Annotated in this window: 13 protein-coding genes, 1 tRNA gene and 1 pseudogene; 11 read left to right on the forward strand and 4 right to left on the reverse strand. The window is 68.0% G+C overall.

Features of this window, described 5'->3' with window-relative positions; all coding sequences use genetic code 11:
* Nucleotides 1–28: 28 nt before the first annotated feature.
* Nucleotides 29–1,843 carry a glutamine--fructose-6-phosphate transaminase (isomerizing) gene (gene glmS, locus ACFY9V_RS09870; RefSeq protein WP_391160524.1) on the forward strand — a complete coding sequence of 605 codons (1,815 nt, stop codon included), beginning with the start codon at nucleotides 29–31 and terminating at the stop codon, nucleotides 1,841–1,843.
* 171 nt (nucleotides 1,844–2,014) lie between these two features.
* Here the strand turns inward: glmS and ACFY9V_RS09875 are convergent, their stop codons facing one another.
* The gene (locus ACFY9V_RS09875) at nucleotides 2,015–2,536 is read right to left on the reverse strand and encodes a universal stress protein (protein ID WP_355336983.1); all 522 of its coding nucleotides are present in this window, start codon (nucleotides 2,534–2,536) and stop codon (nucleotides 2,015–2,017) included.
* Nucleotides 2,537–3,367: 831 nt separating this feature from the next.
* Here ACFY9V_RS09875 and ACFY9V_RS09880 point away from each other — a divergent pair.
* The 3 genes from ACFY9V_RS09880 (at nucleotide 3,368) to ACFY9V_RS09890 (ending at nucleotide 5,486) form a co-directional block, all read left to right on the forward strand.
* Complete coding sequence (locus ACFY9V_RS09880) at nucleotides 3,368–4,666, forward strand: helix-turn-helix domain-containing protein (RefSeq protein ID WP_355336981.1); 1,299 nt, start codon at nucleotides 3,368–3,370, stop codon at nucleotides 4,664–4,666.
* A gap of 5 nt (nucleotides 4,667–4,671) precedes the next feature.
* A complete protein-coding gene (orn, locus tag ACFY9V_RS09885) occupies nucleotides 4,672–5,274 on the forward strand; it encodes an oligoribonuclease (protein ID WP_355336979.1) in 603 nt (200 codons plus the stop codon).
* A gap of 136 nt (nucleotides 5,275–5,410) precedes the next feature.
* A tRNA-His gene (locus tag ACFY9V_RS09890) sits at nucleotides 5,411–5,486 on the forward strand.
* A gap of 78 nt (nucleotides 5,487–5,564) precedes the next feature.
* Here the strand turns inward: ACFY9V_RS09890 and ACFY9V_RS09895 are convergent.
* Nucleotides 5,565–8,492: a glycoside hydrolase family 48 protein gene (locus ACFY9V_RS09895; protein WP_391160527.1), complete on the reverse strand. Its 2,928-nt coding sequence runs from the start codon at nucleotides 8,490–8,492 to the stop codon at nucleotides 5,565–5,567.
* A 264-nt stretch (nucleotides 8,493–8,756) separates the two neighbouring features.
* Between ACFY9V_RS09895 and ACFY9V_RS09900 the strand changes: the two genes are divergently transcribed.
* The 7 genes and pseudogenes from ACFY9V_RS09900 (at nucleotide 8,757) to ACFY9V_RS09930 (ending at nucleotide 17,885) form a co-directional block, all read left to right on the forward strand.
* Complete coding sequence (locus ACFY9V_RS09900) at nucleotides 8,757–10,304, forward strand: cellulose binding domain-containing protein (RefSeq protein ID WP_391160528.1); 1,548 nt, start codon at nucleotides 8,757–8,759, stop codon at nucleotides 10,302–10,304.
* A 299-nt stretch (nucleotides 10,305–10,603) separates the two neighbouring features.
* On the forward strand, nucleotides 10,604–12,403 hold the full coding sequence (locus ACFY9V_RS09905; RefSeq protein WP_391160530.1) for a discoidin domain-containing protein: 1,800 nt from the start codon (nucleotides 10,604–10,606) through the stop codon (nucleotides 12,401–12,403).
* Between the two features lie 369 nt (nucleotides 12,404–12,772).
* Nucleotides 12,773–13,927 (forward strand): alpha-lytic protease prodomain-containing protein, encoded by a 1,155-nt coding sequence (locus ACFY9V_RS09910; protein ID WP_391160533.1) that lies wholly within the window; start codon nucleotides 12,773–12,775, stop codon nucleotides 13,925–13,927.
* A 262-nt stretch (nucleotides 13,928–14,189) separates the two neighbouring features.
* Nucleotides 14,190–14,786, forward strand: coding sequence for a sigma-70 family RNA polymerase sigma factor (locus ACFY9V_RS09915; RefSeq protein WP_355336971.1), 597 nt, complete (start codon nucleotides 14,190–14,192; stop codon nucleotides 14,784–14,786).
* A gap of 1,435 nt (nucleotides 14,787–16,221) precedes the next feature.
* Nucleotides 16,222–16,398 (forward strand): annotated as a pseudogene (locus ACFY9V_RS09920) (helix-turn-helix domain-containing protein); the annotation flags it as partial.
* Nucleotides 16,399–16,598: 200 nt separating this feature from the next.
* Nucleotides 16,599–16,745 (forward strand): hypothetical protein, encoded by a 147-nt coding sequence (locus tag ACFY9V_RS09925; protein ID WP_391160624.1) that lies wholly within the window; start codon nucleotides 16,599–16,601, stop codon nucleotides 16,743–16,745.
* Between the two features lie 333 nt (nucleotides 16,746–17,078).
* Entirely contained in the window at nucleotides 17,079–17,885 is an 807-nt protein-coding gene (locus ACFY9V_RS09930; protein ID WP_391160620.1) for a tyrosine-type recombinase/integrase, read from the forward strand.
* Here the strand turns inward: ACFY9V_RS09930 and ACFY9V_RS09935 are convergent.
* Both ACFY9V_RS09935 and ACFY9V_RS09940 read right to left on the reverse strand, forming a co-directional pair.
* Nucleotides 17,824–18,195, reverse strand: coding sequence for a DUF6188 family protein (locus ACFY9V_RS09935; RefSeq protein ID WP_391160536.1), 372 nt, complete (start codon nucleotides 18,193–18,195; stop codon nucleotides 17,824–17,826). The genes ACFY9V_RS09930 and ACFY9V_RS09935 overlap by 62 nt on opposite strands.
* A 2-nt stretch (nucleotides 18,196–18,197) precedes the next feature.
* Nucleotides 18,198–25,052, reverse strand: coding sequence for an RHS repeat-associated core domain-containing protein (locus ACFY9V_RS09940; protein WP_391160538.1), 6,855 nt, complete (start codon nucleotides 25,050–25,052; stop codon nucleotides 18,198–18,200).
* Nucleotides 25,053–25,125: the final 73 nt, after the last annotated feature.

Genomic DNA, 25,125 nt, shown 5'->3' on the forward strand with positions numbered 1-25,125 from the left:
GACAGACACAGGGACGAGGGACGACCATATGTGCGGAATCGTCGGATACATCGGCAGGCGTGACGTGGCACCGCTGCTCCTCGAAGGGTTGCAGCGGCTGGAGTACCGGGGTTACGACTCCGCGGGCGTCGTGATCACCGGAAAGTCCGGCGAGCTGAGGACCGTGAAGGCCAAGGGCCGGGTGCGCGAGCTGGAAGGCCGCATCCCCAAGCGCTTCGCGGGCACCACCGGCATCGCGCACACCCGCTGGGCCACCCACGGCGCCCCGAGCGACCACAACGCGCACCCGCACCTCGACGGGGACAACAAGGTCGCGATCGTCCACAACGGGATCATCGACAATGCGTCCGAGCTGCGTGCCAAGCTCTCCGCCGACGGCGTCACCTTCGCCTCGGAGACCGACACCGAGGTGCTGGCCCACCTGATCGGCCGCGCCCAGGCGGAGACCCTGGAGGAGAAGGTCCGCGAGGCGCTGCGCTCGGTCGAGGGCACCTACGGCCTCGCCGTCCTGCACCGCGACTTCGCCGACCGCATCGTCGTGGCCCGCAACGGCTCCCCCGTCGTCCTCGGCATCGGCGAGAAGGAGATGTTCGTCGCCTCCGACGTCGCCGCGCTCGTCGCCCACACCCGCCAGGTCGTCACCTTGCAGGACGGCGAGATGGCCACCCTCAAGGCCGACGACTTCCGCACGTACACCACCGAGGGCTCGCTGACCACGGCGACGCCGACCACCGTGGAGTGGGAGGCCGAGTCGTACGACATGGGCGGCCACGACACGTACATGCACAAGGAGATCTCCGAGCAGGCGGAGGCGGTCGACCGCGTGCTGCGCGGCCGGATCGACGACCGGTTCTCCACCGTGCACCTGGGCGGCCTGAACCTGGAGCCGGGCGAGGCCCGCCGGGTGCGCCGGATCAAGATCCTCGGCTGCGGCACCAGCTACCACGCGGGGCAGATCGGCGCCGGACTGATCGAGGAGCTGGCCCGTATCCCCGCGGACGCCGAGCCCGCCTCGGAATTCCGCTACCGCAACCCGGTGGTCGACCCCGACACCCTCTATGTCGCGGTCTCCCAGTCCGGCGAGACGTACGACGTGCTGGCCGCCGTCCAGGAGCTCAAGCGCAAGGGCGCGCGGGTGCTGGGCGTGGTCAACGTGGTCGGCTCGGCCATCGCCCGCGAGGCGGACGGCGGCACCTATGTGCACGCCGGGCCCGAGGTCTGCGTGGTGTCCACCAAGTGCTTCACCAACACCGTGGTCGCCTTCGCGCTGCTCGCCCTGCACCTGGGCCGGATCCGCGACCTGTCGGTCGCCGACGGCAAGCGGATCATCGAGGGCCTGCGCCGGCTGCCCGGCCAGATCGACGAGATCCTGAAGACCGAGCCGGAGATCAAGGCGCTGGCCAGGCGGTACGCGGACGCCAAGTCGATGCTGTTCATCGGGCGGGTACGCGGCTACCCGGTGGCCCGCGAGGCGTCGCTGAAGCTCAAGGAGGTCTCGTACATCCACGCGGAGGCGTACCCGGCCTCGGAGCTGAAGCACGGGCCGCTGGCCCTGATCGACCCGTCCATGCCGACGGTCGCGATCGTGCCGGACGACGACCTGCTGGAGAAGAACCGGGCGGCCCTCGAGGAGATCAAGGCCCGCAGCGGGCGCATCCTCGCGGTCGCGCACCAGCCGCAGGAGAAGGCCGACGACACCATCGTCGTACCGAAGAACGAGAACGAGCTGGACCCGATCCTGATGGGCATCCCGCTCCAGCTCTTCGCGTACCACACGGCCCTCGCGCTGGGCCGGGACATCGACAAGCCGCGTAACCTGGCGAAGTCCGTGACCGTCGAGTAGCCGAGCGATCGGCTCGTCGCCGGTCGCGCATACGGCGAAGGCCCCCGCCAGCCCGGCGGGGGCCTTCGTAAACGTCCGTACGGGACGATCCCGCACGGAACGTGCGACCGCCCGCCGCGACCCTCCGCGAGCCGCCGCGACCCTCCGTGACCCGCCGCGACCCTCCGCGCCCTACGGAATGACCACCACGGGCCGCTGCGCCCGCCGCGCGAGCCGCCCGGCGACCGAGCCGAAGATCCGGCCGACCAGGCCGTGCGTCCCGCCCACCACGATGGCGTCGGCCTCGTACTCCCGGCCGACCTCCTCCAACTCGTGGCAGATGTCGCCGCCGCGCTCCACCAACACCCAGGAGATCTCGGCGAGGTGGTCCGCGCAGGCCAGTTCGAGGCCGAGGACTTCGGTGCGGTGGTCGGGCACGTCCACGAAGACCGGCGGTTCGCAGCCCGCCCACACGGTGGCCGGAAGCCGGTTGGCGACATGCACGATGATCAGCGCGGAGTGCGTCCTGCGGGCCATGCCGATGGCGTAGGACAGGGCGCGCTCGCTGGAGAGGGAACCGTCGAAGCCCACCACGACCCCGTGCCGGAAGGCAGGATCGCAGGCGTGCCGCAGCGCTGGAGCCTGCTCGGGCAGCGCCGCCGACTCGGCGAGCGGCCTGCCGTCGGCGGGCTCGGGAAACTCATGACCGGCCATGATGCGGATTCTCGGCGAGGGCGGCGCTGACGCGCCGAGCAGCGGACAAGGACGGTGCGCGCGGGGCGGGCCGCCGGAACCAGCCGGTTTCGGCCAGTTCGCCACTTCCCGTCCCACTGACTCCAGAGTACGGCCGCGGAGACCGCCTGCACAGGCTTGCCGGGGCTCCACAGCCCTGTCGTACCCGGCAGGTACCCGGAGTTTCCGGAAGAATGCCGGAGCCGGGCCCAGAGTGCAACGCCATCACGCCAACCGGCGGCACGGTTCAGCGCACCGGCGCACCGTGGGGGCGCATCGGGATCACCCGTCCGTGGCTCTTCCGGAACGCCTCGGAACCCCGCCGCAGGCACCTCGGACCGGTGCGCAGGACACCTCCGGCGCACGTGAACGACGTGTTCGGGCTCCGGCAGGCGCGCGGGCCGGCCGCGCGCCGCGCACCGCTCCCCGCACGCGGTGGGCGCACCACCCGGCGCCCTTTACGCACACCGGCCCGCCGAACGACGTTTTTCGGCCAACTTCTCTTCCCTGCGCGCCGATTGGGCTTCCGGATCATTAACACCCCCACCACCTGCGGTTCTACGATGCCCAAAGACGCGGAGGGGGCGTTTGGTGGCCCGTGTGGCGGGAGGCGTACTTCCCAGCGGGCTCAGCGAGTGAAACGCTTCGTGATCGAATGCTTTACGCCACGTTGTCTTGTCGACTTAGCGTCAGATGGTGAACTAGTCACTAACGCCCCACCTGACACAGTAGATTTGATCATGGGTGGCCTCATGGGGGAAAACATGCAGGACCGAGGGGACGACGCGTCGATTCGAGGGGGGCTTGAGCTCCATGAGCCAGGAGTCCAGTTCCGTTACGGCGGCGGACAGTCCGTCGCAAGCACCATCGGCATCGCCTCGCGCCATTCGTAAACTTTCCGCGCGACGCCGACCGGAAGTCGTCGCCGTGCTGCTCTTCAGCGGCGGACCGATCTTCGAGAGCTCCATACCGCTCTCGGTCTTCGGCATAGACCGGCAGGACGCGGGCGTGCCCCGCTACCGGCTGCTGGTCTGCGCCGGGGAAGACGGCCCGCTGCGGACCACCGGCGGACTCGAACTGACCGCGCCCTACGGCCTGGAGGCACTCTCCAGGGCCGGCACGGTCGTCGTGCCCACCTGGCGCTCGATCTCCCAGGCACCGCCGCCCGAGGCGCTGGACGCGATCCGCCGCGCCCACGAGGAGGGTGCCCGGATCATCGGACTGTGCACCGGCGCCTTCGTGCTGGCCGCCGCCGGGCTGCTGGACGGTCGCCCGGCCACCACGCACTGGATGTACGCGCCCACGCTCGCCAAACGGTATCCCTCGGTGCACGTGGACCCCAGGGAACTGTTCGTGGACGACGGCGACGTCCTCACCTCCGCGGGGACCGCCGCCGGGATCGACCTGTGCCTGCACGTGGTGCGCACCGACCACGGCGGCGAGGCCGCGGCGGCGCTGGCCAGACGGCTGGTCGTACCGCCCCGCCGGGCGGACTGGCAGACCGGTCAGCGACACCTCGACCGGTCTTTACCCGAGGAGATCGGCGCCGACCCGCTGGCCGAGGTCGTCGCCTGGGCGCTGGAGCATCTTCACGAGCAGTTCGACGTCGAGGCGCTGGCCGCGCGCGCGTACATGAGCCGTCGGACGTTCGACCGGCGGTTCCGCTCGCTCACCGGCAGCGCGCCGTTGCAGTGGCTGATCACCCAGCGGGTGCTCCAGGCGCAGCGGCTGCTGGAGACGTCGGACTACTCGGTCGACGAGGTGGCGGGCCGCTGCGGCTTCCGCTCGCCCGTCGCGCTGCGCGGGCACTTCCGGCGGCAGCTCGGCTCCTCCCCCGCGTCCTACCGGGCGGCCTACCGCGCCCGCAGGCCGCAGGACGAGCCGGACCGCACGCCGCCCGCACCCGACCTGCCGCCGCCCCGGCGCGGCCCGGTCTCCCAGATCCTGGCCGCCCCCGGCAAGACGGACAGTGACGCCTATGTCGCCGCCCGTGTGCCCGAGCAGCCCGGCAGCAGGGCCGAGGCGGCCGAGAGCGCGTCCCGGGGGCGGCTGCGCGCCCCACGCAGCCTGGGCGCCGCACTGCCCGGCTCACGGGATCGCCCCGTAGGGTGAGGCGTATGAACGACCGGATGGTGTGGATCGACTGTGAGATGACCGGGCTGTCGCTGGCCCACGACGCGCTGATCGAGGTGGCCGCGCTCGTCACGGACTCCGAGCTGAATGTGCTCGGGGACGGGGTGGACGTGGTCATCCGGCCGCCCGACGAGGCGCTCGTGACCATGCCGGACATCGTGCGGGAGATGCACACCTCCTCCGGTCTGCTGGAGGAGCTGCCCGGCGGGATCACGCTCGAAGAGGCCGAGAAGATCGTGCTGGGGTACGTGCGCGAGCACGTGGCCGAGCCGCGCAAGGCGCCGCTGTGCGGGAATTCGGTCTCCACCGACCGCGGCTTCCTCGCGCGCGACATGGGGACCCTGGAGCAGCACCTGCACTACCGGATCGTGGACGTCTCCTCGATCAAGGAGCTGGCCCGCCGCTGGTACCCGCGCGCGTACTTCAACAGCCCGGAGAAGAACGGCAACCACCGGGCGCTGGCCGACATCCGCGAGTCGATCGCGGAGCTGCGCTACTACCGCGAGGCGGTCTTCGTCCCCCAGCCGGGGCCGGACACCGACACCGTGCGGGCCATCGCGGCCAAGCACGTCCTGCCGGCGGAGTAGCGCGGCCGGAAGGCCCTGCTGAGCGGCCAGGAAAGGCCGCGGGAAGCGGCCGCGAAAGCTCGCCAAAAGGGATGCGCGAGCACGCCCCCGCACCCTGTACACTTCTTCAGGTCGGCGCCTGAAAGCGCCGGACATGGTGGGTGTAGCTCAGTTGGTAGAGCACCTGGTTGTGGTCCAGGTGGCCGCGGGTTCAAGTCCCGTCACTCACCCCATACGAGAGGCCCGGCCCGCGGAAGCGGACCGGGCCTCTCGCGTGACTCACGTCACATCAGGGGTGGTCGTACGCCGCCTCACTCGTTGAAGAGCAGCGCGTACGAGCCCATCGCCAGCGCGATGTCCGCCTGGGCCCAGAAGCGGTGGTAGGTGAAGGTCGGGGCGGCTCCTCCGCCGAGGTAGGTGGCGATCTTGGACCAGTTGGGGTCGTTCTTGTAGAAGGAACGCAGCTCCAGGAAGGTCGAGCTGGAGTTGATCTTGTCGCCGTTCGGCATGGCGCCGGAGAAGGTGGACGGGACGTAGACCGGGTCGTTGAAGCGGGAGAAGTCCGTACGGGTCTCCGGCACCGCGATGCCCAGGGCGTCCTGGTTGTTGCTCCACATGCCGTCCAGCAGCGCCTTGGCCGTGGTCTTGGCGGCGGCGTTCCCGGACTTGGCGCCGTAGTACGACAGGGTCTTGGCCAGGGCGGCGGCGACACCGAGGTCGTTGCCGTAGGACGTAACCGTGACGTGCAGGTTGGCGTTGGCACCCGGCGAGGCGGCGTTCCAGGTGTCGGGAGCGCCGGTCCAGGCCAGGTCGGACGGGATCTTGAAGGTGCCGTCGGGGTTGATGGTGGTCTGGGAGATCGCCCAGGTCACCCACTTGTCGAGCACCGCCTTGGCCTTGGCGTCACCGGTCTGCTGGTAGTACTCGGCGACGCGCTCCATCGACCACGCCTGCATGCCGAACCACTGGTTCGACGGCGGGTCGTGGTAGACGGGCTCCCAGTCGTACGCCATCCCGTAGAAGGTCGGCGTGCCGGCCGGGGGCTGGGCGTAGGCGCCGTCCCAGCTATTGGTGGCACCGCCCGCGATGCCGCCCTCCTTGGACTGGAGCCAGGTGTAGAACTCCAACTGCCGGGTGAGGCTGGTCGACCAGTCCTGCTTGCCGGTGGCCGACTTGGGGGCCATCGCCGGGTCGGTGGTCAACGCGTAGGCCGCCAGCGGGTTCTGGTAGCCGAAGTGCGAGGCGCCGTCACCGATCCGCCAGGACCAGCCGCCGCCCGTACCGCTGGAACCGCCCCAGGCGTAGTACCAGGACAGCAGGTAGTGCTCGCTGTCCTTGCCGGTGCCCGCCGGGCAGGACGGACTCGTGCAGTTGCCGATCTTCTTGAAGTACTTGTCGAAGAACGAGTACCGCAGGTAGTCGCCCATCTTTCCGGCCTTGGCGACCGTGGTCGCCACATCGGCGCCCTTGCCCTGCGCCTTGGCCCAGGTGTCCGCCCAGTAGGCGGCCTGGATCGCGCGCGCGTCGGCATCCGGGGCGTCGGTGTACTTCCACTGCTTGGCGTACGACGAGTCGCCGGTGAACAGGTCCAGATAGCCGTTGGTGCCGCCGTACTTGAAGGCGTCGCAGGTCGGCTGCGGCACCGTCTCCCACACCGACTCCTGCGCGCCGCGCTGGAAGGTGTTGATGTACGAGGGACCGGCCGCCGTCGGGCCCAGCTCGCAGCCGCCGCCGGGCGTGTCACCGAACCCGTAGGTGTTGTCCACGTCCTGGAGCCAGTGCATGCCGTAGATGTCGGACGTGCCGTACGCCGACTTCAGCTCGTTCGCGATCGGGTCCTGACCGACCGGGACGCTCGTGTCGAGCTTGGACGGGTAGTCCGAGGGCAGCGGGTGCTCCGGCGCGTACGTGGCGGGCTTGCTCGGGTCGTAGAAGCTGTTCGTGGGCTGGTCGGCGGAGGTGGGGATCATGTACTTCTCCATCAGCGCCCAGGCCCCGTTGAACTTGCTCCAGTCCTGGGTGATCCGGCCGTACATCGCCTGGAGCCAGATCAGGTACGAGTACGCCTCCGACGTCGTCTCGTGCCCGTAGTCCGGCGCCTCCACGATCAGGGTCTCCACCGAGTGGTAGGGGATGCCCTGCGGGGAGAAGTAGCCGTTGGCCGGGTCGGTGATCTTGCCGTAGAGGTTCAGGAAGCGGGAGTCGTACGTGCCGCTGGTGCCCGTCACCTCCGTCACCGTGACGTCGGCCTTGGCGAAGCCGGTGGCGGTCGCGGAGAAGGTCGCCGCTCCGCTGCCGGTGGCCGCGGCGGCGACGGTGACCGTCTGCGCCGTGCTCCAGTTGGCGGGGGTGAAGATCAGGCTGGCGCCGGACTTCACGGTCAGCGAGGTGTTCCCCGAGGTGCGCGCGACGGCGACCGTGACATTGGCCGACGGCGCGCCGGACAGCTTGACACCGAAGGTGCCGGTGCCGCCCTGCGTGACCGAGACCTGCGTGGGCGAGGCGACGATCGAGGGCCCGGCGGCCACGTGCACGCCCACCGGGGTCGATTCGCCGGACGCGCCCAGGCTGTCGTACGCCTTGGCGTAGACCGAGTAGTCACCGGCCGCGACCGCGGGCCAGGTGAAGGTGTAGGGCGAGGTGGTGTCGGTGCCCAGCAGCGTGGTGTCGCTCCAGAACTCCACCTTGCTGACGGTCGCCGAGTCCGCCGCGACCGCGGTGGCCGCCAGCGGGATGCTGGCGCCGGCGGTGTACGTGGCCCCGGCCGACGGGCTGGTGAGCACGGTGAGCGGTGGCTGGTGAGCGCCCCCGCATACGGTGCCGTTGACGGCGAAAGCGGTCGGCGCCGCGTTCGTGCCGCTGTAGTTGAAGTTGGCGCTCGTGGTCACACCGGCGTTCGGCGCGATCGTCTTGTTCCAGTCGAGCGATTTGACGGTGACGTTCTTCCCGGTCTGCGACCAGGTGCCGTTCCAGCCGCTCTGGAGCGTCTGGTTGCCGGCGTAGGCGTACGTCAGTGTCCAGCCGTCGATCGCGGCCGTACCGCGGTTGGTGATGGTGGCGTTGGCGGTGAAGCCCGAACCCCAGTCGTTGGCCGAGTAGTCGACGCTGCACTGGAGAGTGGCCGCGTGGGCGACGGTTCCGCCGCCTGCCACGGTCAGGGCGAGCGGCAGGGACAGCGCGACGGCGAAAGCCGTCACCAGCCTGCGGATCCGCTTGCTGAACGGTCTTCCTCTGGGCATGCGAGAAGCCCTCCTCGCGGTTCTGTGGGGGGATGGAAACATCTGAACCAGTGGGAGCGCTCCCACAATCAAGGCGCTGTGAGCGCACTGTCAAGAGGTGAAGCAGAACGGCATGTTCATGCCGCTATCACCGGGGAGTCGCTACAGAAGTCGACACGGTCGTCACCGAACCCCTACCGCCCTCGCCGACTTGCCGCTATGGTCTGCGGCGGACCAGTGGGAGCGCGTCCACTTCTCGATCCCCCCACTTACGAGGAGTCGCACATGCGACGACCCACGCGCACCGCGGCATTCGGGATCGCGGCCGTCACGACGGCCGCGACCGCCGCCGCGCTACTACCCGCCGCGCTCGGCGCGACCGCGTCGGGTGCCGCCCCCGCCTGTTCGGTGACCTACTCGGTGACCAGCCAGTGGGACGCCGGATTCCAGGGCGATGTGGTGATCACCAACAACGCCGCCGCGACGACCAGTTGGAATCTCAGCTTCGACTTCCCCGGCAGCCAGAAGGTCACCCAGGGCTGGAACGGCACCTGGACCCAGTCCGGCAAGACCGTCAGCGTCGCCTCGATGTCGTACAACGGGACGATCGCCACGGGCGGTTCGGTGAGCGCCGGATTCCTGGCCAACTGGTCGGGCTCCAACCCGGCGCCGACGGTCTTCAAACTCAACGGGACCACGTGCAATGTGAACGGCACGACGCCGCCCACCACGCCCCCGACCACTCCCCCGACGACCCCGCCCACGACACCCCCGACAACGCCGCCGACCACACCGCCGACGACTCCGCCCGGTGGTGACACCGCGCCGCCCAAGCTGCACGTCTCCGGCAACCAGCTCGTCGACTCCACCGGCAAGAACGTCGTGCTGCACGGCGTCAACCGCTCCGGCACCGAGTTCATGTGCGCGCAGGGCTACGGCGTCTTCGACGGCCCGGTGGACGACGCGGCGATCGACGCGATCAAGAGCTGGCACGTCACGGCGGTCCGCGTCCCGCTCAACGAGGACTGCTGGCAGGGCCTTTCGTACGTGCCCGCCGCGTACGGCGGCGCCAACTACGTCTCGGCGATCACCGGCTGGGTCAACCGGCTGGTCGCGCACGGCATCACGCCGATCGTGGAGCTGCACTGGAGCCACGGCACGTACACCGGCAACTCGGCGGGCTGCTCGGACGTCAACGCGACCTGCCAGAAGCCGATGCCGGACGCGCAGTACGCGATCCCGTTCTGGACCGGCGTGGCCAACGCGTTCAAGAACAACACCTCGGTGGTCTTCGACCTGTTCAACGAGCCCTACCCGGACCGCGCCACCTCCACCACCGAGCAGGCGTGGACCTGCTGGCGGGACGGCGGCACCTGCCCGGGGATCGGCTACCAGGTGGCCGGCATGCAGTCGATGATCAACGCCGTACGCGGCACCGGCGCGCAGAACGTGATCCTGGCGGGCGGTCTGGCGTACTCCAACGACCTGACCGGCTGGCTGGCGCACAAGCCCACGGACCCGACGGGCAATCTGGGCGCCGCGCTCCACGTCTACAACTTCAACACCTGCTCCTCGGCGGCCTGCTGGGACTCGCAGGTCGCGCCGGTCGCGGCGCAGGTCCCGCTGGTGGCCGGTGAGATCGGCGAGAACACCTGCTCGCACGGCTTCATCGACCAGTTCATGAACTGGCTGGACGCGCACAAGCTGTCGTACCTGGGGTGGACCTGGAACACCTGGGACTGCTCCTCGGGACCGTCGCTGATCTCGGCGTACGACGGGACGCCGACGGCGTACGGGATCGGGCTGCGCGATCACCTGGCGTCGCTGGGGTAGCCCGGTGACGTGACGAGCCGGAGCGGTCCCGCGCATGGATGGCGTGTGCGGGGCCGCTCCTTCGCGCCGCGCGGGAGTGCGAGGCGCGAACGACGGCGCGCGGGGTGTGAGCTGCGGGTTCGGCGTCCGCTCGCGTTCGGTTCTCGAAATCGGGCACGGGGCCAACTGACCATTATTGAACAACTCATTGACGCGGCTGTTCGGCGCTTGTAAACATCACCTCGCCGGGAGAGCGCTCTCAATGCACTCCGGCTCCCTCCGGCCTCCATCACGGACCCCCACCCGGTTGAGGAGAACACATGTCAGGCAGCACTACCCTGTCGGTGCGCCAACGGCCGTGGCGCGGCGGGCGCCGGCCGGTTCTGATCTTCACCGTCCTCGCGGCCCTGCTGGCGAGCCTGGCGCTCGTCTGGACCCAGTCCCCGGCCCGCGCGGCGGACACCCTGCTCTCCCAGGGCAAGCCGGCCACCGCGTCCTCGACGGAGAACGCGGGCACCCCCGCGTCGGCCGCCGTGGACGGCAACATCGGCACCCGCTGGTCGAGCGCCGCCGCCGATCCGCAGTGGCTCCAGGTCGACCTCGGCTCCTCGCAGACGATCACCTCCGTCGCCCTCAACTGGGAGGCGGCGTACGCGAAATCCTTCAAGATCCAGACGTCGGCCAACGGCACGACCTGGACCGACATCTACTCCACCACGACCGGAACGGGCGGCAACCAGACGCTGACCGTAAACGGTTCCGGGCGCTATGTCCGGGTGTACGGCACGGTCCGCGCCACCCAGTACGGCTACTCCCTGTGGGAGTTCCAGGTGTACGGCAACGGCGGTACGACGCCGCCCGCCGCCTGCGGCACGGCCAACGCCGCGCTGAACCACCCGGCCACCGCGTCCTCCACCGAGAACGCGACCACCCCCGCCTCGGCGGCGGTCGACGGCAACACCGGCACCCGCTGGTCCAGCGCCTTCGGCGACCCGCAGTGGCTCCAGGTCGACCTCGGCTCCTCGCAGACCATCTGCAAGGTCGGCCTCAACTGGGAGGCGGCGTACGCCACCGGCTTCCAGATCCAGGTGTCCGACAGCGGTACCGGCGGTTGGACGAACATCTACTCCACCACCACCGGGACCGGCGGCGTCCAGGCGCTCAACGTCACCGGCACCGGCCGCTACCTGCGGGTCAACGGCACCGCCCGCGCCACCGCGTACGGCTACTCGCTGTGGGAGCTGACCGTCAACACCACCGGCGGCGGCACCACGACTCCCCCCACCACACCGCCCAGTGACAGCTTCTGGGGCACGACGGACGACATTCCGGCCGCGCACAATGTGATGGAGCTGAAGATCCTCAACCGGACCAACGGCCAGTACCCGGACAGCCAGGTGTACTGGAGCTTCAACGGCACGGTCCACTCGATCGCCGAGCAGCCGTACTTCGACATGCCGGCGAACTCCTCGGGCCGGATGTACTTCTACCTCGGCTCGCCGAACAGCCAGTACTACGACTTCATCGAGTTCACCATCGGCGCCAACGTCTTCAACGGGAACACCACCCGGGTCGACGCCTGGGGCCTGCCGCTGGCCATCCGGCTGCACACGCACGACGGCCAGGACGTCCAGCTCGGTGACAGCCAGGACCTGTTCAACCAGAGCCGGGAGGCGACCTTCGCGCAGTTCCAGGCCGCCGTACCGCAGCAGTTCAAGGTGCTGGCCCAGACCCAGGCCCCGTACCGGATCATCGCGCCGGGCAGCGACCCGAGCTTCCGCGCGGGCGGCGCGAACGCCAACTACTTCACGGCGTACGCCAATTCGGTCGGTGTCAACGAGCCCACGTCCAACATCTTCGGCTGCGCGGGCTCGCTGGCGGGCAACCCCGGCATGTGCGCCGCGCTCAACCGGCACACCGCCAACCTCCCGTCCAGCCAGTGGGAGGACCCGACCAAGTTCTACACGGGCGGCGACCCGGCCAACTGGTACGCCAAGTTCTGGCACGACCACGCGATCAACCACCTCGCCTACGGGTTCCCGTACGACGACGTGGCCGGGCAGGCCGCGTACGCCTCGCTCCAGAACCCGCAGTGGATGGAGATCGCGGTGGGCTGGTAGCACCCGCTGCCGCTCCTTCCTTCTCACCGTTCTTTTCTCCTCCCCCCACAAGCCGGGGGCGGGCGGCGGCCGTTCATGGCCGCCGGCCGCCCCCGGCGGCATGTCCGGGTCCGGCGGCGCGCGGGTCCGGCTTCTTTGCGACTCGGATATCTCGCCATGGCGGACGTTTTACCTCCGGATATCCATGGACGAAACGGGTGTTACACATGAGGCGGTGTTGACATGTGCTCGACATCGTTTGATGGTGGGGGACGGCCGGTGGTGAGAGCGCTCTCGTGCGGTGGAGGCGCGCTGGACTGCCGGGCGCTGTTCGAGTGTGTTGTCCCCCCACGATTTCTCGCTCGCGAGAAGGTGCAAAGGAGCGCGTCGATGCGACGTATGACTCGTACGGGCTGGTGTCTGTCCGCCGTAGTGGCTTTGGGAGTAGGGGCGTTGGGGCTGGCGCCGGTGACCTCGGCGTCGGCCTCGGAGCCGTTGTCGCCGGGACTGGTGAGCGCCATGCAGCGGGACCTGGGGCTGACCCAGACGCAGGCGACCGCGCGGCTGAAGGCCGAGGCGACGGCGACCACGCTGGCGCCCACCGCCCGGCGCGCGGCCGGAAAGGCGTTCGGCGGCGAGTGGTTCGACGCCGCCTCCGGCAAGCTGGTGGTGGGGGTGACCGACAGCGCCGCGACCGAGGCCGTACGCGCGACCGGCGCTTCGACCGTGAAGGTCGCGCACACCGCGGCCGCGCTGGACTCGGCCAAGGCCGGGCTCGACACCGCGGCCAAGTCGTCGGCCGGTGCGCCCGCCGCGGTGCGGAGCTGGCGCGTCGACGTCACGACCAACCGCGTCGTCGCCGACGTACAGGCGGGGGCGGAGAACCGCGCCGACGTGGCGGCCTTCCTCGCGCCCGCCCGCGCCGCCGGGCTGCTGACCGTCAAGGCCGACAACTCCCCCGCGCCCCGCACCTTCTCGGCCGGGACCGTCGGCGGTGACCCGTACTACATCAACGGCAACACCCGCTGCTCCATAGGCTTCTCGGTGGTCGGCGGCTTCGTCAGCGCCGGGCACTGCGGCACGCCGGGCAGCTCCGTGGCCGGCTGGGACGGCTCGGCGATGGGCACCTTCGTCGGCTCCACCTTCCCCGGCAACGACTACTCCTACATCTCCATCGGCAACGGCTGGTGGACCGTCCCGGTCGTCCTCGGCTGGGGCACCGTCAGCGACGTCCTGGTCCGCGGCTCCAACGTCGCCCCGGTCGGCTCCTCCATCTGCCGCTCCGGCTCCACCACCCACTGGCACTGCGGCACCGTCCTGTCCCAGGGCGACACCGTCAACTACGCCCAGGGCGCGGTCTACAGCCTGACCGGCACCAACGTCTGCGCCGAACCGGGCGACTCCGGCGGCTCGTTCATCACCGGCGACCAGGCCCAGGGCGTCACCTCCGGCGGCTGGGGCAACTGCACCAGCGGCGGCCAGACCTGGTTCCAGCCGGTCAACCCGATCCTGAGCCGCTACGGGCTGACCCTGGTCACCGCCTGACCGGATACGGGACCCGTCGCGGTCCCGGTGATGCGTGACAGGCGATGCGTGACAGCTGCGCCTGGTGCGAAGTCGGCGAGGACTTCGGCCGGGTCGGCGGAGTCGGTCGCATGTCGTGTGTCCATGCCTCTAGGGGCGTGTGAGGCGCCGGATTCTTGAAGCCCAGCCCCTTCGGGGGCGGTGGAAAGAATCCGGCGCCTCGCGCGTCCTACTCCATGTCCGGCAACGCGGGGCGACCCGCAGATCGAATGGAGCGGAGGACATGGGACAAGGCTCGGGGGCCATGACGACGAGCGCCGTACCGCCGCCGAAACGGCTGTCGGAGGAGCTGGAAGGGCTCATCGAGGCAGAACTGAAGGAGGTACATCCCCGCCTGCTCAGGGCGGTCAGGCGACTGACCCGGGACGCGGTCCTCGCCGAGGACATCACGCAGGAGGCGTGCATCGCCGTCATCCTGGAGTACCGCAAGGGCACCGTCTTCGAGAAGCCGGTGATCGTCTTCGCGACGGTGGTCGCCCGCAACAAGCTCAAGTCGCACTACAACCGGCTCGGTACGCGCTACGAGGACCCGACCGGGGAACTCCCCGAAGGCGTCCCGTGGCCCGGCGTTCCCGGCCGCCCCGCCGCGGACCATCTCACGGCCTCACTGGAGTTCATCGAACTCCTCGCCGCCGTACGAGCCGCGATCGGCCACGAACGCCCGTACACCATATGGGAATTGACCCATGTATGGGGCCTGAGCGGGGTCGAGATCGCCGCCCACCTGGGCGTCTCGCCCGCGACCGTCAGCAAGGACCTGAAGAAGGCCACCCGACTGGCCTTAGGCATCGGCCCGGAGGAGGAATGGCGCGCGGAATAGGTCTGCTTCTCGGGACCACGGATCACTTTCACCGTGGTCCCGAGTCGGGATCTAATCCCGACACGAAGAACAGGGGGAGACAGGGAGGATGCACGTGTCGAAACCGAATCGAGGGGATTCACCGCACGAAAGGATGCTGGCATACCTGAACGAGAGTGACCGCACGATGAACGACCCGCCCGAGCCCGAGGGGGGCAAGGGCGTTGGGGGCACGACCGGTTGGCATGAGGTGTACGGGGGACTCATGGCGACCGCGGAGGCAGTCCGGATCGTGGCGGGGGCCACGGCGGACGCGCCGACGACCGGGGAGGACGTCGCCGGCGCACCACGGGAACACCCGGGGGAACACCAGGGGGAATGGGTACCGGTCGGCGGCACGCGGGGGCGCTGATCCGTATCCCGAACGTGCCCGTTGCCCGACGCGAGGGGGTCGTCGAGCAACGGGCACATCGACGGATGGCAGAGCTCACGTCAGACGTGACGACACGAAGTGTCTGCACGGGCCAAATGTACTTCAGGCCCGTTGACGGGGAATCCAATGGGCGGCTCCAATCACCGCTGTCCCCACCTATCGGTAACCTCATAGCAACTCACGCCATGTCGAACGGCCAACTCGCCGGCGCCGGCCTCGCTCTCCGTTAAATATACACCGGCGAAGGAAGTGCAATCAGGGCTCAGCTTTCCTTCAGCAACCGCGCGAGCCTCTTTCGCCGCTTCATCGCGCCAGTATCGAGAAGGTCTTTGTGTCATACCAAATTCCTACCGCGCGTTCCAAGAGCGACCCTCCACCAACACCTCCGCAGTAGTCGATCAGACTCTGCTCATGCTGGCATATCAGCACATCATTGCCACCGGGAATCTCAATCCAGTCAATCTCTCGGAGGTCAGAAGAACTGTATCCGGCACCACTGATAGCATGCCTACGATCACTAAATGCACGATGGATTCTGACGTGAATAGTGTTCGCCTTGGTCGCCGACCCGACATACACCTTTCCATCATTCGTCTTGATGATGTAGACGCCCTGAGTATTGGGCGCGTTCAACCGGCCGGAAGACGACTGGGACCCAAAGATTCGACATCCGTAGTCGTTGTGAACGAGGACCGACGTCTCACCCGCCAGCACATAGTACGTGTGCTACGCGACCTCCTTCCGCGAGTACAAGGGCAGCGACCCGACGACGAAAGGTCTGGCCGCGACGCCCGCCGCACCTGGCGCACCGAACAGGCCAGCGCCCACGCCGGCCTCCCCGATTCCGATGCGGACACGACTCTCGTCTTCGGCCACTGGGGCTACCTCGGCTCGGGCTACAGCCCCGGCGCCCCCTCCTCGCCGCTGACGTCTGGCACCGCAGGGAACTTCAACGCCACTTCGCGGCCGAAGGCGGCTGCTGATGACCACGACTTCTCCGCCCTACACCCGGCGGTGCGTCCGATGCAGGAACTGCTGACGATCCCCCAGGTCATGGCTCGCCTCCAACTCGGCCGCTCCGCCGTCTACGACCTGCTCCGCACCCGGCAACTCGACTCGATCACCCTCGGCCGCGCCCGCCGCATCCCCGCACACGCCCTCACGGACTTCATCCGCACCCGACTCGAACAGGACGCCGCCAGACCACACCCCGCGACACCCCGCCTCCCGACGGACCCGCGCCAACGGCGACGGAACCGTCTACCAGCGCAGGGACAACCGCTGGGAAGCCGCCGGATACGTCCTCGCCCCCGGCGACACCCACCGCCGCATCCGCGTCTACGGCACTACCCGCAAAGAGGCCCTGGCCAAGCTCACCGAGAAGATCGCCGCCAGCAACCGTGGCCTCCCCATCCCGTCCGCGCAGGGCTGCGTACCTGACGTACTGGCTCGATGCTGTCGCCGTCCACCAACTCCGGGAGAACACCCACACCCGCTACACCGCCGTTGCCCGGATCTACCTCACCCTCGGCCTCGGGCGGAAGTAGCTCGTCAAGCTCACCGCCAAGGACATCCGCACCTGGCTCAACCAACTCCGCACCACCTGCCAGTGCCGCACCCGCGGCCTCGATACCGCCCGCGACCAGCCCCTCTGCTGCGCTGCCGGAAAGTGCTGCTCCAAGTGGCTCCCGCCCCTGGCCCTCGCCTACGTGCGCTCCGTCCTCAAGTCCGCCCTGGAGCACGCGGTACGGGAGGAGAAGATCCCGCGCAATGTCTCCCGCAATGTCCGTACGGGCACGCCACGGCCTCGCCGCTTCGAACCTCTCACCGCCGACGAGGCCCGCGAATCCCTGGCCGCCGCCAACGGTCACCGGTTGGAGGTGCTGCTCGAACTCGCTCTGCACACCGGGCTCCGCAAGGGCGAACTCCTGGGCCTGCGCTGGGAAGACCTCGACCTGGCCGGCGGAACCGCCAGCATCCGACGCACCCTCCAGCGCACCAACTCAGACGGCCTGACCGCCCTCCCGACGAAGACCCAGAGCTCCGAGCGGCGGATCGCACTACCGACGCCGTGCCTGTGCTCTCTCGAACAGCACCGCGACCGACAACTCCAGGAACGCGAGGCAGGGGGGACGGGCTGGAAGGACAGCGGCTATGTCTTCACCCGCCCGGACGGCGCTCCGGTAGAGGGGTCCACCCTCACCCGGCACCTCAACACCCTGCTCCGCCAGGCCAGACTCCGCCGCATCCGCTTCCACGGCCTCCGCCACTCGACGGCCATCCTCCTCCTGGAGCAAGGCATGGAACTCGTCGTTATCAAGGAGCTGTTGGGTCACGCCCCAGTTTGGGGTCACCGCCACCGTCTACGCCCACGTCCGACTCCGCCTCCAACGCGACGCCATCGACCTCCTCGGCCACGCCCTCCGCCACTCCGCAGAGAACACCAACAAGCCCGACGACGGCGACGACCCACCGCCTTGCGCAGTACCCGTCCGCTGACGTTGCCGTCAACTACTGCCGTCAGGCACCGCTGTGGCCCCGTCGGAACGCTCCCGACGGGGCCACATATTTGCTCTTGCATGCAGGCACGATGCGAAGATCAGGTTTTCCGGTTACGGCCTGGTATCACTCACCACTCCACACCGCAATCTCTCCTCCGGGCATGCAGGTCACTCGCTTCCCCTTAGGCCCGACAAACCCCCAAGCCTCATACTCCTCGTCCGGCTGGACAGTCAGTGTCGTGCCGCTTTCGAATTCGATCACGAGATCCCCGACTCTTCCCACCTCAGCCTCAGTAATCACGTCACGGGCCAGCCGGACGAGATGGGGAGCAGCAACGTCCGGGGATTCTGGATCGAAAGACACATGATCCCCGGCCGAGACTTGAAGAACCGCCTCGGTCTCGACGCGCAGTTCGCAATCCCCACTGGTCAGGAGTGTGAGAGCCGCGTCGAAGCAGACACGGGTAACTGCTTGACCCCGAAGGTTCAGGTTCATTCCTACCATCCCACCGGAAGTGGATAAGTGCCGTCTGGATTCATCGGGATATGCGTATCCGCTTTCGAGCCGGGCTTTCCGTCGAGCCCGATCGGCTGGCCATACTTGTTGGTGAAACGCACATAGCCATCCGGGTACCTTCCGGTCGGATTCATCACGCGAAGCGTGTCAGCATTTCCGGTAGACCCAGGCTTCTGCCACACGCTTCCCTTTCCGTTATCAGCTGCCCGTGCCACCCAGTCGTCACCCACTCCAGTGGGACGCTGAGGGCCGATGGCGGGAGTGCATGGTGTCGAATTGTGAACGAGCACCGGAGTCTTACCCGCGAGTACATAGTACGTGTGGAGCTGTTCGATGGTGAGGTTGTACATCGCGCCGGCGCCGGGCCGGCCGGCGACAGAGAGGATGCGGGTGTGCTTGTTGTCCTCCGTGTTGAGGACATGGCCTGGTATGAGCTGACCTGCCTCCACCCAGGTGTGGCTGGTGTCGTCCCAGAAGGGGTGGCGGGAAGTGGTGTGAAGCGTCTTTGTCTCGCCGGTCGAGGCCTGGACTGTGACGTCGGTCAGGTCGTCGTCGTGGTGGACGAGTCTGGCGGTTACGCGGCGGGTGCCGATGTGTTTTCCGGTTTTCGGGTCTGCCGCTTCGACCTCGTCGCCGGGCTTGATGTCCTTGATCGGCTTGAGTTTGCCGTCTTTCATGAGCACGAGGGTGGACGGCGAGAAGCTGTTCGTCAGGCATCCTAGAGTGCCACCGGTGTACTTGTTGCCCTCGCGAAGCGCTGCCGCAAGGACTCTCAGCTTGCTCTGGAATACGACGCTCGCCTGGAGTTCCGCGCAGGCTAGGAGGTCTCCGTTTCTGCATGACTCAAAGCCAGAGATCCCGAGCATTTCCTTCTCGGTGTCCCAGATTTTCTGTATCGTGCGGTTGAACCCTTCGGACTTGGAGAGCGCGTAGCACAGGACTTCGTTGTGCTGGCACCATTCACCAAGGTTGTGTGTTGCCTGGCAGCCGAGGACACCGCACTTGTAGGCGTCCCTCATACGCTGGCAGTCCTGGTCGCAGGAGGACGGGTCCGTGTCCGCGCTCGTCGTTACGGGAGCGGGGCTGTTTCCGGTTTGTTTGCCGTTGTCGGGCAGGCCGTTGCCGTTTTGGTCGTTCTTGGGGCAGGCGGCGCCGTCGCGGCTGCTGCTGCCGCAGTCGGTACGGAGGCCGGTGGGGTCGCTGTAGGTGACCGGGCTGTTGTTGCTGTAGCTGTAGCCGTTCATCTGCTGCGGGTCGGCGGTGTCGAGGAGGGGGTCGGCGCTGATGAAGCGGCCGGTGGCGGGGTCGTAGTCGCGGGCGCCTAGGTGGGTGAGGCCGGTGCCCTGGTCGATGGTGCCGCCGATGAAGCCCTTGCTGCCGGGCCAGTTGGCCGGCGGGGTGCCGCGGGCTCCGCCGAAGGGGGTGGAACGGCGCTGTTGCATGGCCAGGTCGGTTGCGGCGATGGCCAGTTGGGAAGTGCCGAGGTGGTCGCCGATGAGGAAGCTGAGTTTGTTGTCGTCGGTGCGGATGGCCTGGGTGCCGCCGCCGAGGTCGTAGTAGCGGGTGGCCTTGGCCTTGGTGGCGCCCTTGGTCAGGGTGATCTCGGTGGAGCCGAGGTAGACGGTGGTGTCGGTGGCGGTGCGGGTGATCAGGCGGTTGCCGTCTGCGTCGTAGACGTAGGAGACGACGGTCTTGGTGCCACCGTTTCCGTCGTCCTCGGTGACCTTGGCGAGATGGCCCTCGGCGTCCCAGATCAAGGTCTGCTTGTCGCCGCCGACAGTGCGGGTGGCGGTATTCCCTGTGGCGTCGTAGGTGTAGTAGTCGGCCGCTGTTCCAGTCGCTCCGGTGGTGTCGACTTCGCTGAGAGTGTGCGGCCGCGCCGCTGTCGCGCTCGGATTGATGTAGGCGCGGTGGACGTCGTTGGCCGTCACCCCGTTGGGGTCGTGGAGTGTTTCGGTCTTGCGGTTGCCGCTGAGGTCGTAAGTGTACGACTGCCAGTAGGGGGCCGGTCCGCCGAGAAGCGCGGCGCTGGGGTCGCCGCAGGTGGCGGCCGTCTGGGCCCAGGTCTCGGTGAGACGGCCGAGGTAGTCGTAGGTGAAGCACTGATTGTCGGTGCCGTCGCGCGAGACGTCGTTGATCGAGGTGACGTTGCCGGCTTCGTCGTACCCGTAGGTGGAGGACTTGTCGGTGCCGGGGACGTCCTCGCGGTCGACGCGCGCGTTGGCCAGGCGCTGTGTGCCCCACTGGTAGGTGTTGGTGACCTGGGTCTTCTTGCCGCCGCTTTGGTAGGTGTACTGGAGCGGCTTGCCGGTGAAGCTGTAGACGGCATCGGTGAGGTATGTGGTGCCGCCGGTTCCGGTGAGCTTGACCAGGCGCAGCACGTCGTCGTACGTGGGCACCAGGACGTCGGCGGCCAGGGAGCCGGCCGCGGGGTAGCCGGTCGACTGGAGTGTGCCGTTGGCGTTGTACTTGACGTTGGTCTGGTATGACCCGGCCAGTGTTTCCTCGCCGGTGACCGACGGGATAGTGGTGGTGATCCGGTTGGGCCGGTAGAGGGCGTCGTAGATGTTGTACGTGGTGGTGTACGCGGTCCCGGTGGCTCCGCCGACGTAGCGGGTGGCGGAGGCGAGTTGGCCTTTGTAGTCGGACGGATCCCAGACGTGCCTGGTCAGCAGCGGTCCGGTCGCGGTGCCGTCATGGGTCTCGGTCTCACGGCCCAGGCCGTCGTACACATGCGTGATCGTCTGGTGGTTGGCATCGGTGGTGGAGACGAGCTGGTTGCGGTCGTCAAAGACCGAGGAGGTGTCACCCTTGTCCGGGTCGTGCGCACCGGTCTGGTTGCCACGCTGGTCGTATCCGTAGGACCAGACAGTGCCCGACGGGTCGGTGATCTTCTCCAGCTTCCCGGCGGGCGTGTAGCCGTAATGGGTCGTGTCGGCCGCTCCGGTGGGGGTGGCTGCGTGGTACTGGAGCAGGTCGGTGGTTCGGCCGCGTGCGTCGACCACCGTGGTGGTCGGAGTGGCTCCCCTCGGCGGCGTGACCGTAACGCGGTCGCCGCCGTACGTGGTGCTGGTGGTTGCCAGAATGCCACCGCCGCCGCTGTTGCCCGAAACCTGCTGGGTCTGGACGACGCGGCCCAGGCCGTCGTAGGTGTTGCGGGTCTGGGTCTCGACACCGAGAGCGTCATCGAGCTTCAGCAACTCCGACGAGGGTGCGCTGGTGTTGTAGTACGGGGCGAAGGCCATGACAACTTGACCGCGCTCGTCGTAGAACGTGTCCGTCACCAGACGTCCGCCGTTCGGGCCGGGCGCCTGGGTCTGCCGCGGCTGCAGGAACCCGTCGTACAGGGCGAAGGAGGTCTGCTGCCCGGCGTCGCTCTTGAGCGTTTTGGTGGCGACCGAGATCGGTTTGGTGTCGGTGATGGTGTAGACGAACTGGTAGTTCGGAATGTCGCTGTTGGCCTTGGACCGGTCGGGCAGCCAGACCTTCAGACTGCGGCCGAGGGCGTCGTACGTCATGTCGGTGCGCTTGTTATTGGTGTCCAGCGCTGTGAGGGGCAGGCCGCGCAGCGTGTCGTAGGTGGTCTTCGTCGCCTGTGAGGTCGATGCCGTGCCTGGCACCGCTGGCGGCGAAGTCACGGTTACGGTCGTCGGAAAGCCTGTCGCCGGGGCGTAGGCCGTGGTCATCGTCCGACCGTCAGTGCGGTTGGTCCGGACCGGGCTCGTGGTTTCGGTGGCGGTGACAGTACCGGTGAGGTCCGTCGCGGTCAGAGGCCGACCGTAGGTGCTGTCGTATGTGGCGCCGGCCTCAAGGTAGGTAGCTTTGCTGCCGTCATGGCTTTTCAGGGATGCCATGTGGGTGGCGTCGCCCTTGGTGGGCGCGACACCGTAGTCGAGTCCGTCGTAGGCCGTGCGGACATCGGAGAGAACGTCCTTGGCCCGGTTCGGGGTGGCGGAGCAGTTGACGGCAACGGTCTCGCTGCGCGCGACGGCGGTGAGCAGCCACACGCTGGTGTTGTCCGCATAGGTGACGCGGGTGCACTGATCGTCGGCGGGAGTGCTTTCGTCACCGAAGTCATCGGTCTTGACGACGCGCCCGGCGGTGTTCTCGAAGCTGTTGACCTTGTAGGTCTGCCGCCAGGTGGTTCCCGCGCCGTTGTCCAGCGAGGCCCAGGTGCGAGTGTTCGCGGTACCGGTGAGGTCGGCCGTGGTCGTGCCCCAGTCCCGCACCCGCTTGGCCGTCTCGTGGAACCAGGGGGTGTTGACGGTCTTCGACAAGACCTTGCCGCCCGGCGCGCTGTACTGCTCGGTCTTGTACTCGAAGCCCGCCACCGGGTCGCTGTCGGTGATGGTGCCGCCGTGGTCGTCGGAGACGGTGACCGGGTTGGTGCCGCCCTTGTCGCCGTCCATGCCTCGCAGGAAGTAGTGGTCGGTCTGGGTCTTCATACCGACCGGGTCCTGACCGCCGGTCTGGACCCGGACGTGGCCGTAGCCGCGCCAGGTCGACCAGGTCTTGTACTTCTCCTTGGTGAGCCCTTCATCGTCGTCGTAGTGCCAGGCCGCCCCGTCGAGGTAGGAGTAGCGGGTGACCATGTCCGGCGACGATTTGGTGCGGTCGGTCCGGACGACGGTGTCGACGACGTATTTGTTGAACCACTGCAGAGTGGGATCCGTGTCGCCCTGCTTGGTGAAGTAGACCGGGAAACAGCGGGTGGTGTTGGACGCCGGCGTCGGCAGGTGGGCAGCGTCGCAGGTGGCCGCGGAGTAGGTGACGTCGAGTTGTCCGCCGGATTCGTCGACGACTGTGGCCAGCCGCTCCTTGATGAACGGTGCCGTGTCGTCGCCGGGTTGTTTGAGGCGGTTGGTGCGCTGGTCGTATCCGAAGGTGACCGGCGGCAGGGAGATGTTCGGAGTGGCCGACTTGCCGGTGTGCTTGACCGACTTGAGGAGCAGTTGGTAGTCGATGTCGGCCATGCCCCAGCCCTGGTCCAGGTGCCAGGTGTCGATGGGGTTGTAGCCACTGCTGTCCGGCTTGAGGACTTGGGTGGTGACGTCGGTGAGGCGCTTGCGGGTCCAGAACGTGGGGGACGCGGACTTCGTGCAGTCCGCGCCCGCGGCGCAGTTCAGGTCCCACGGGGTGTCGTACCAGTAGAACGACTTGTCGTTGATCGTGCCCGCGTCGCAGGTGACGCCGGTTTCGGGGATGCAGCGCTCGGCTGAGGCGAAGTCGACACGGGCGAGTGCCTTGGCGGAGTAGACGGAACTGTCCCGTAGCCCGTACTCGATGTGGTCGAGGCTGCCGCCGCGGTCGTACGCGGTTTCGTCGGCGGGCTTCAGGTTGCGGGCGTAGGTGTTGGTCTCCTTGTTGTAGAAGTAGGCGATGGCGTTGCCGTGGACGTCGACCGCGTAGTCGAGATTCCAGCGCCAGCCTTGCTGGCACCAGGAGTTGGCGAACGTGGCCGCGTTGCAGGGCTCACCGGAGTCGTCGCCGTAGACCGGCACGGTCCAGGCCGAGTTGGTGACTGCGTTGCCGGTGGCCCAGCCGGGAAGCCGGTTGTAGCCGAAGTAGTAGCGGGTACCGTCGGTGGTCGTCACCTTCCAGTACTCGTCGTTGCGCGCCCCGTTGGCCCGGACGTTGTTCGTGTCACCGTAGACGCGGTCGACCTTGGTGCCGTCGTCGCCCTTGAGACGGAAGGTGTTGGTTCCCGTTGCGATGAGCTCTCCTGCGTGCCCGTTGAAGGAGAGCGTCGCGTTGTCATAGGCCCAGCACAGGTCGCCGGGAGCCTTCCCGTCGGCGTTCTTCACGTTGTCGTCGGCGCATGGCTTGTAACTGCGCTCGATCGAACCGGACCAGAGGTTGAAACCGTCGCCGGCCCAGGACGCCTGATTGTTGGAGTTGGACGTACGTCCGTCCAAAGAGCCGGAGGAGTAGGCGAGCTTGACAGTCGGAGTGAATTTTCCTGGCACATCCGGTGTGGGCATCGGATAGGACCAGGTGAAGTCACCAGTGTTCAGGTTGGCGTTCCACGTCGCGGACGACGACAGCGGCGTCGCCTTGTAGTCACCGTGATCGCTCGATGTCCCGGTGGCCACGGCGAGCAGCAGCGACTGGCCCGCGGCAGGCACGCCTACCGATGCCGCGGTAAGGCTGTGGGCAGCCGGGTCGTTGCGGGCCGGAACGGGAGTACGCGTGGAGCAGGACGGCTCTTCAGGCGTGGTGGCCGCGCAGGCCGGGAGCTGCACCAGTCGGACCCGGGCGGCGTAACCGCCTCCGTAGACCTGGGAGAAGGCGCTGTAGTCCACGGTCAGTCCCACCGCGTTCCCGCGGGCTGCGTTCTGGCGGCTGACAGAGAAGAGCATGCCGTCCACGCCGGCCCGCTGGGCGGCCTGATGGTCAAGCACCCGCACGGTGGCGGCGCCTTCCAGGGGCCTACTCGCCGTCTTCGCCCGGGCGGTCTGTGCGGTCGCGGTGGTGAGCGCCACCGCGGTGCTTCCGGCGCGGACGGCGGTGGCGGTCTTTCCCGGGGCGGGGAGCGTCACCTGCGCGGTACTGGCCTTCGGCCAGTTCTGTTTCGGCGTCCACTGGGGGATGCCAGGCGCACCCTTGGTCTGGCGGGGTGCCATCTTCACGTCGTGGCCGCTCAGTGCCTTCTCCGACGCCGGAATCCCCGGCATGTCGTCGGCTTCCGCCACAGGGAGGACCGCCCCTTGCAACAGGGTGGCGATCAGGGCGCCGGAGACGACTGCGGCGATCCTGCGGCGAATCCGTCGTCTCATGCCCGCAGAAGTCGTCGCTGTCCTTGCCCGCTTCATCATGAAATCCGTCCTGCGCCGCACAAGCCATGCCCCCTCGCCCCGGTTCGGGGCAGTCCGCCGAAAGGTCGTGGTCAAAAGGGTGGTACTGGGACTG

Source organism: Streptomyces sp. NPDC008317 (genome assembly GCF_042955955.1).
Taxonomy (GTDB): domain Bacteria; phylum Actinomycetota; class Actinomycetes; order Streptomycetales; family Streptomycetaceae; genus Actinacidiphila.

Excerpts from the sequence above, each read along its gene's own strand:
- ACFY9V_RS09880 (WP_355336981.1), top strand. The coding sequence starts at position 3,368 with ATGAGCCAGGAGTCCAGTTCCGTTACGGCGGCGGACAGTCCGTCGCAA.
- ACFY9V_RS09895 (WP_391160527.1), bottom strand. The coding sequence starts at position 8,492 with ATGCCCAGAGGAAGACCGTTCAGCAAGCGGATCCGCAGGCTGGTGACG.
- orn (WP_355336979.1), top strand. The coding sequence starts at position 4,672 with ATGAACGACCGGATGGTGTGGATCGACTGTGAGATGACCGGGCTGTCG.
- ACFY9V_RS09935 (WP_391160536.1), bottom strand. The coding sequence starts at position 18,195 with ATGAACCTGAACCTTCGGGGTCAAGCAGTTACCCGTGTCTGCTTCGAC.
- ACFY9V_RS09915 (WP_355336971.1), top strand. The coding sequence starts at position 14,190 with ATGGGACAAGGCTCGGGGGCCATGACGACGAGCGCCGTACCGCCGCCG.
- ACFY9V_RS09875 (WP_355336983.1), bottom strand. The coding sequence starts at position 2,536 with ATGGCCGGTCATGAGTTTCCCGAGCCCGCCGACGGCAGGCCGCTCGCC.
- glmS (WP_391160524.1), top strand. The coding sequence starts at position 29 with ATGTGCGGAATCGTCGGATACATCGGCAGGCGTGACGTGGCACCGCTG.
- ACFY9V_RS09900 (WP_391160528.1), top strand. The coding sequence starts at position 8,757 with ATGCGACGACCCACGCGCACCGCGGCATTCGGGATCGCGGCCGTCACG.
- ACFY9V_RS09905 (WP_391160530.1), top strand. The coding sequence starts at position 10,604 with ATGTCAGGCAGCACTACCCTGTCGGTGCGCCAACGGCCGTGGCGCGGC.
- ACFY9V_RS09910 (WP_391160533.1), top strand. The coding sequence starts at position 12,773 with ATGCGACGTATGACTCGTACGGGCTGGTGTCTGTCCGCCGTAGTGGCT.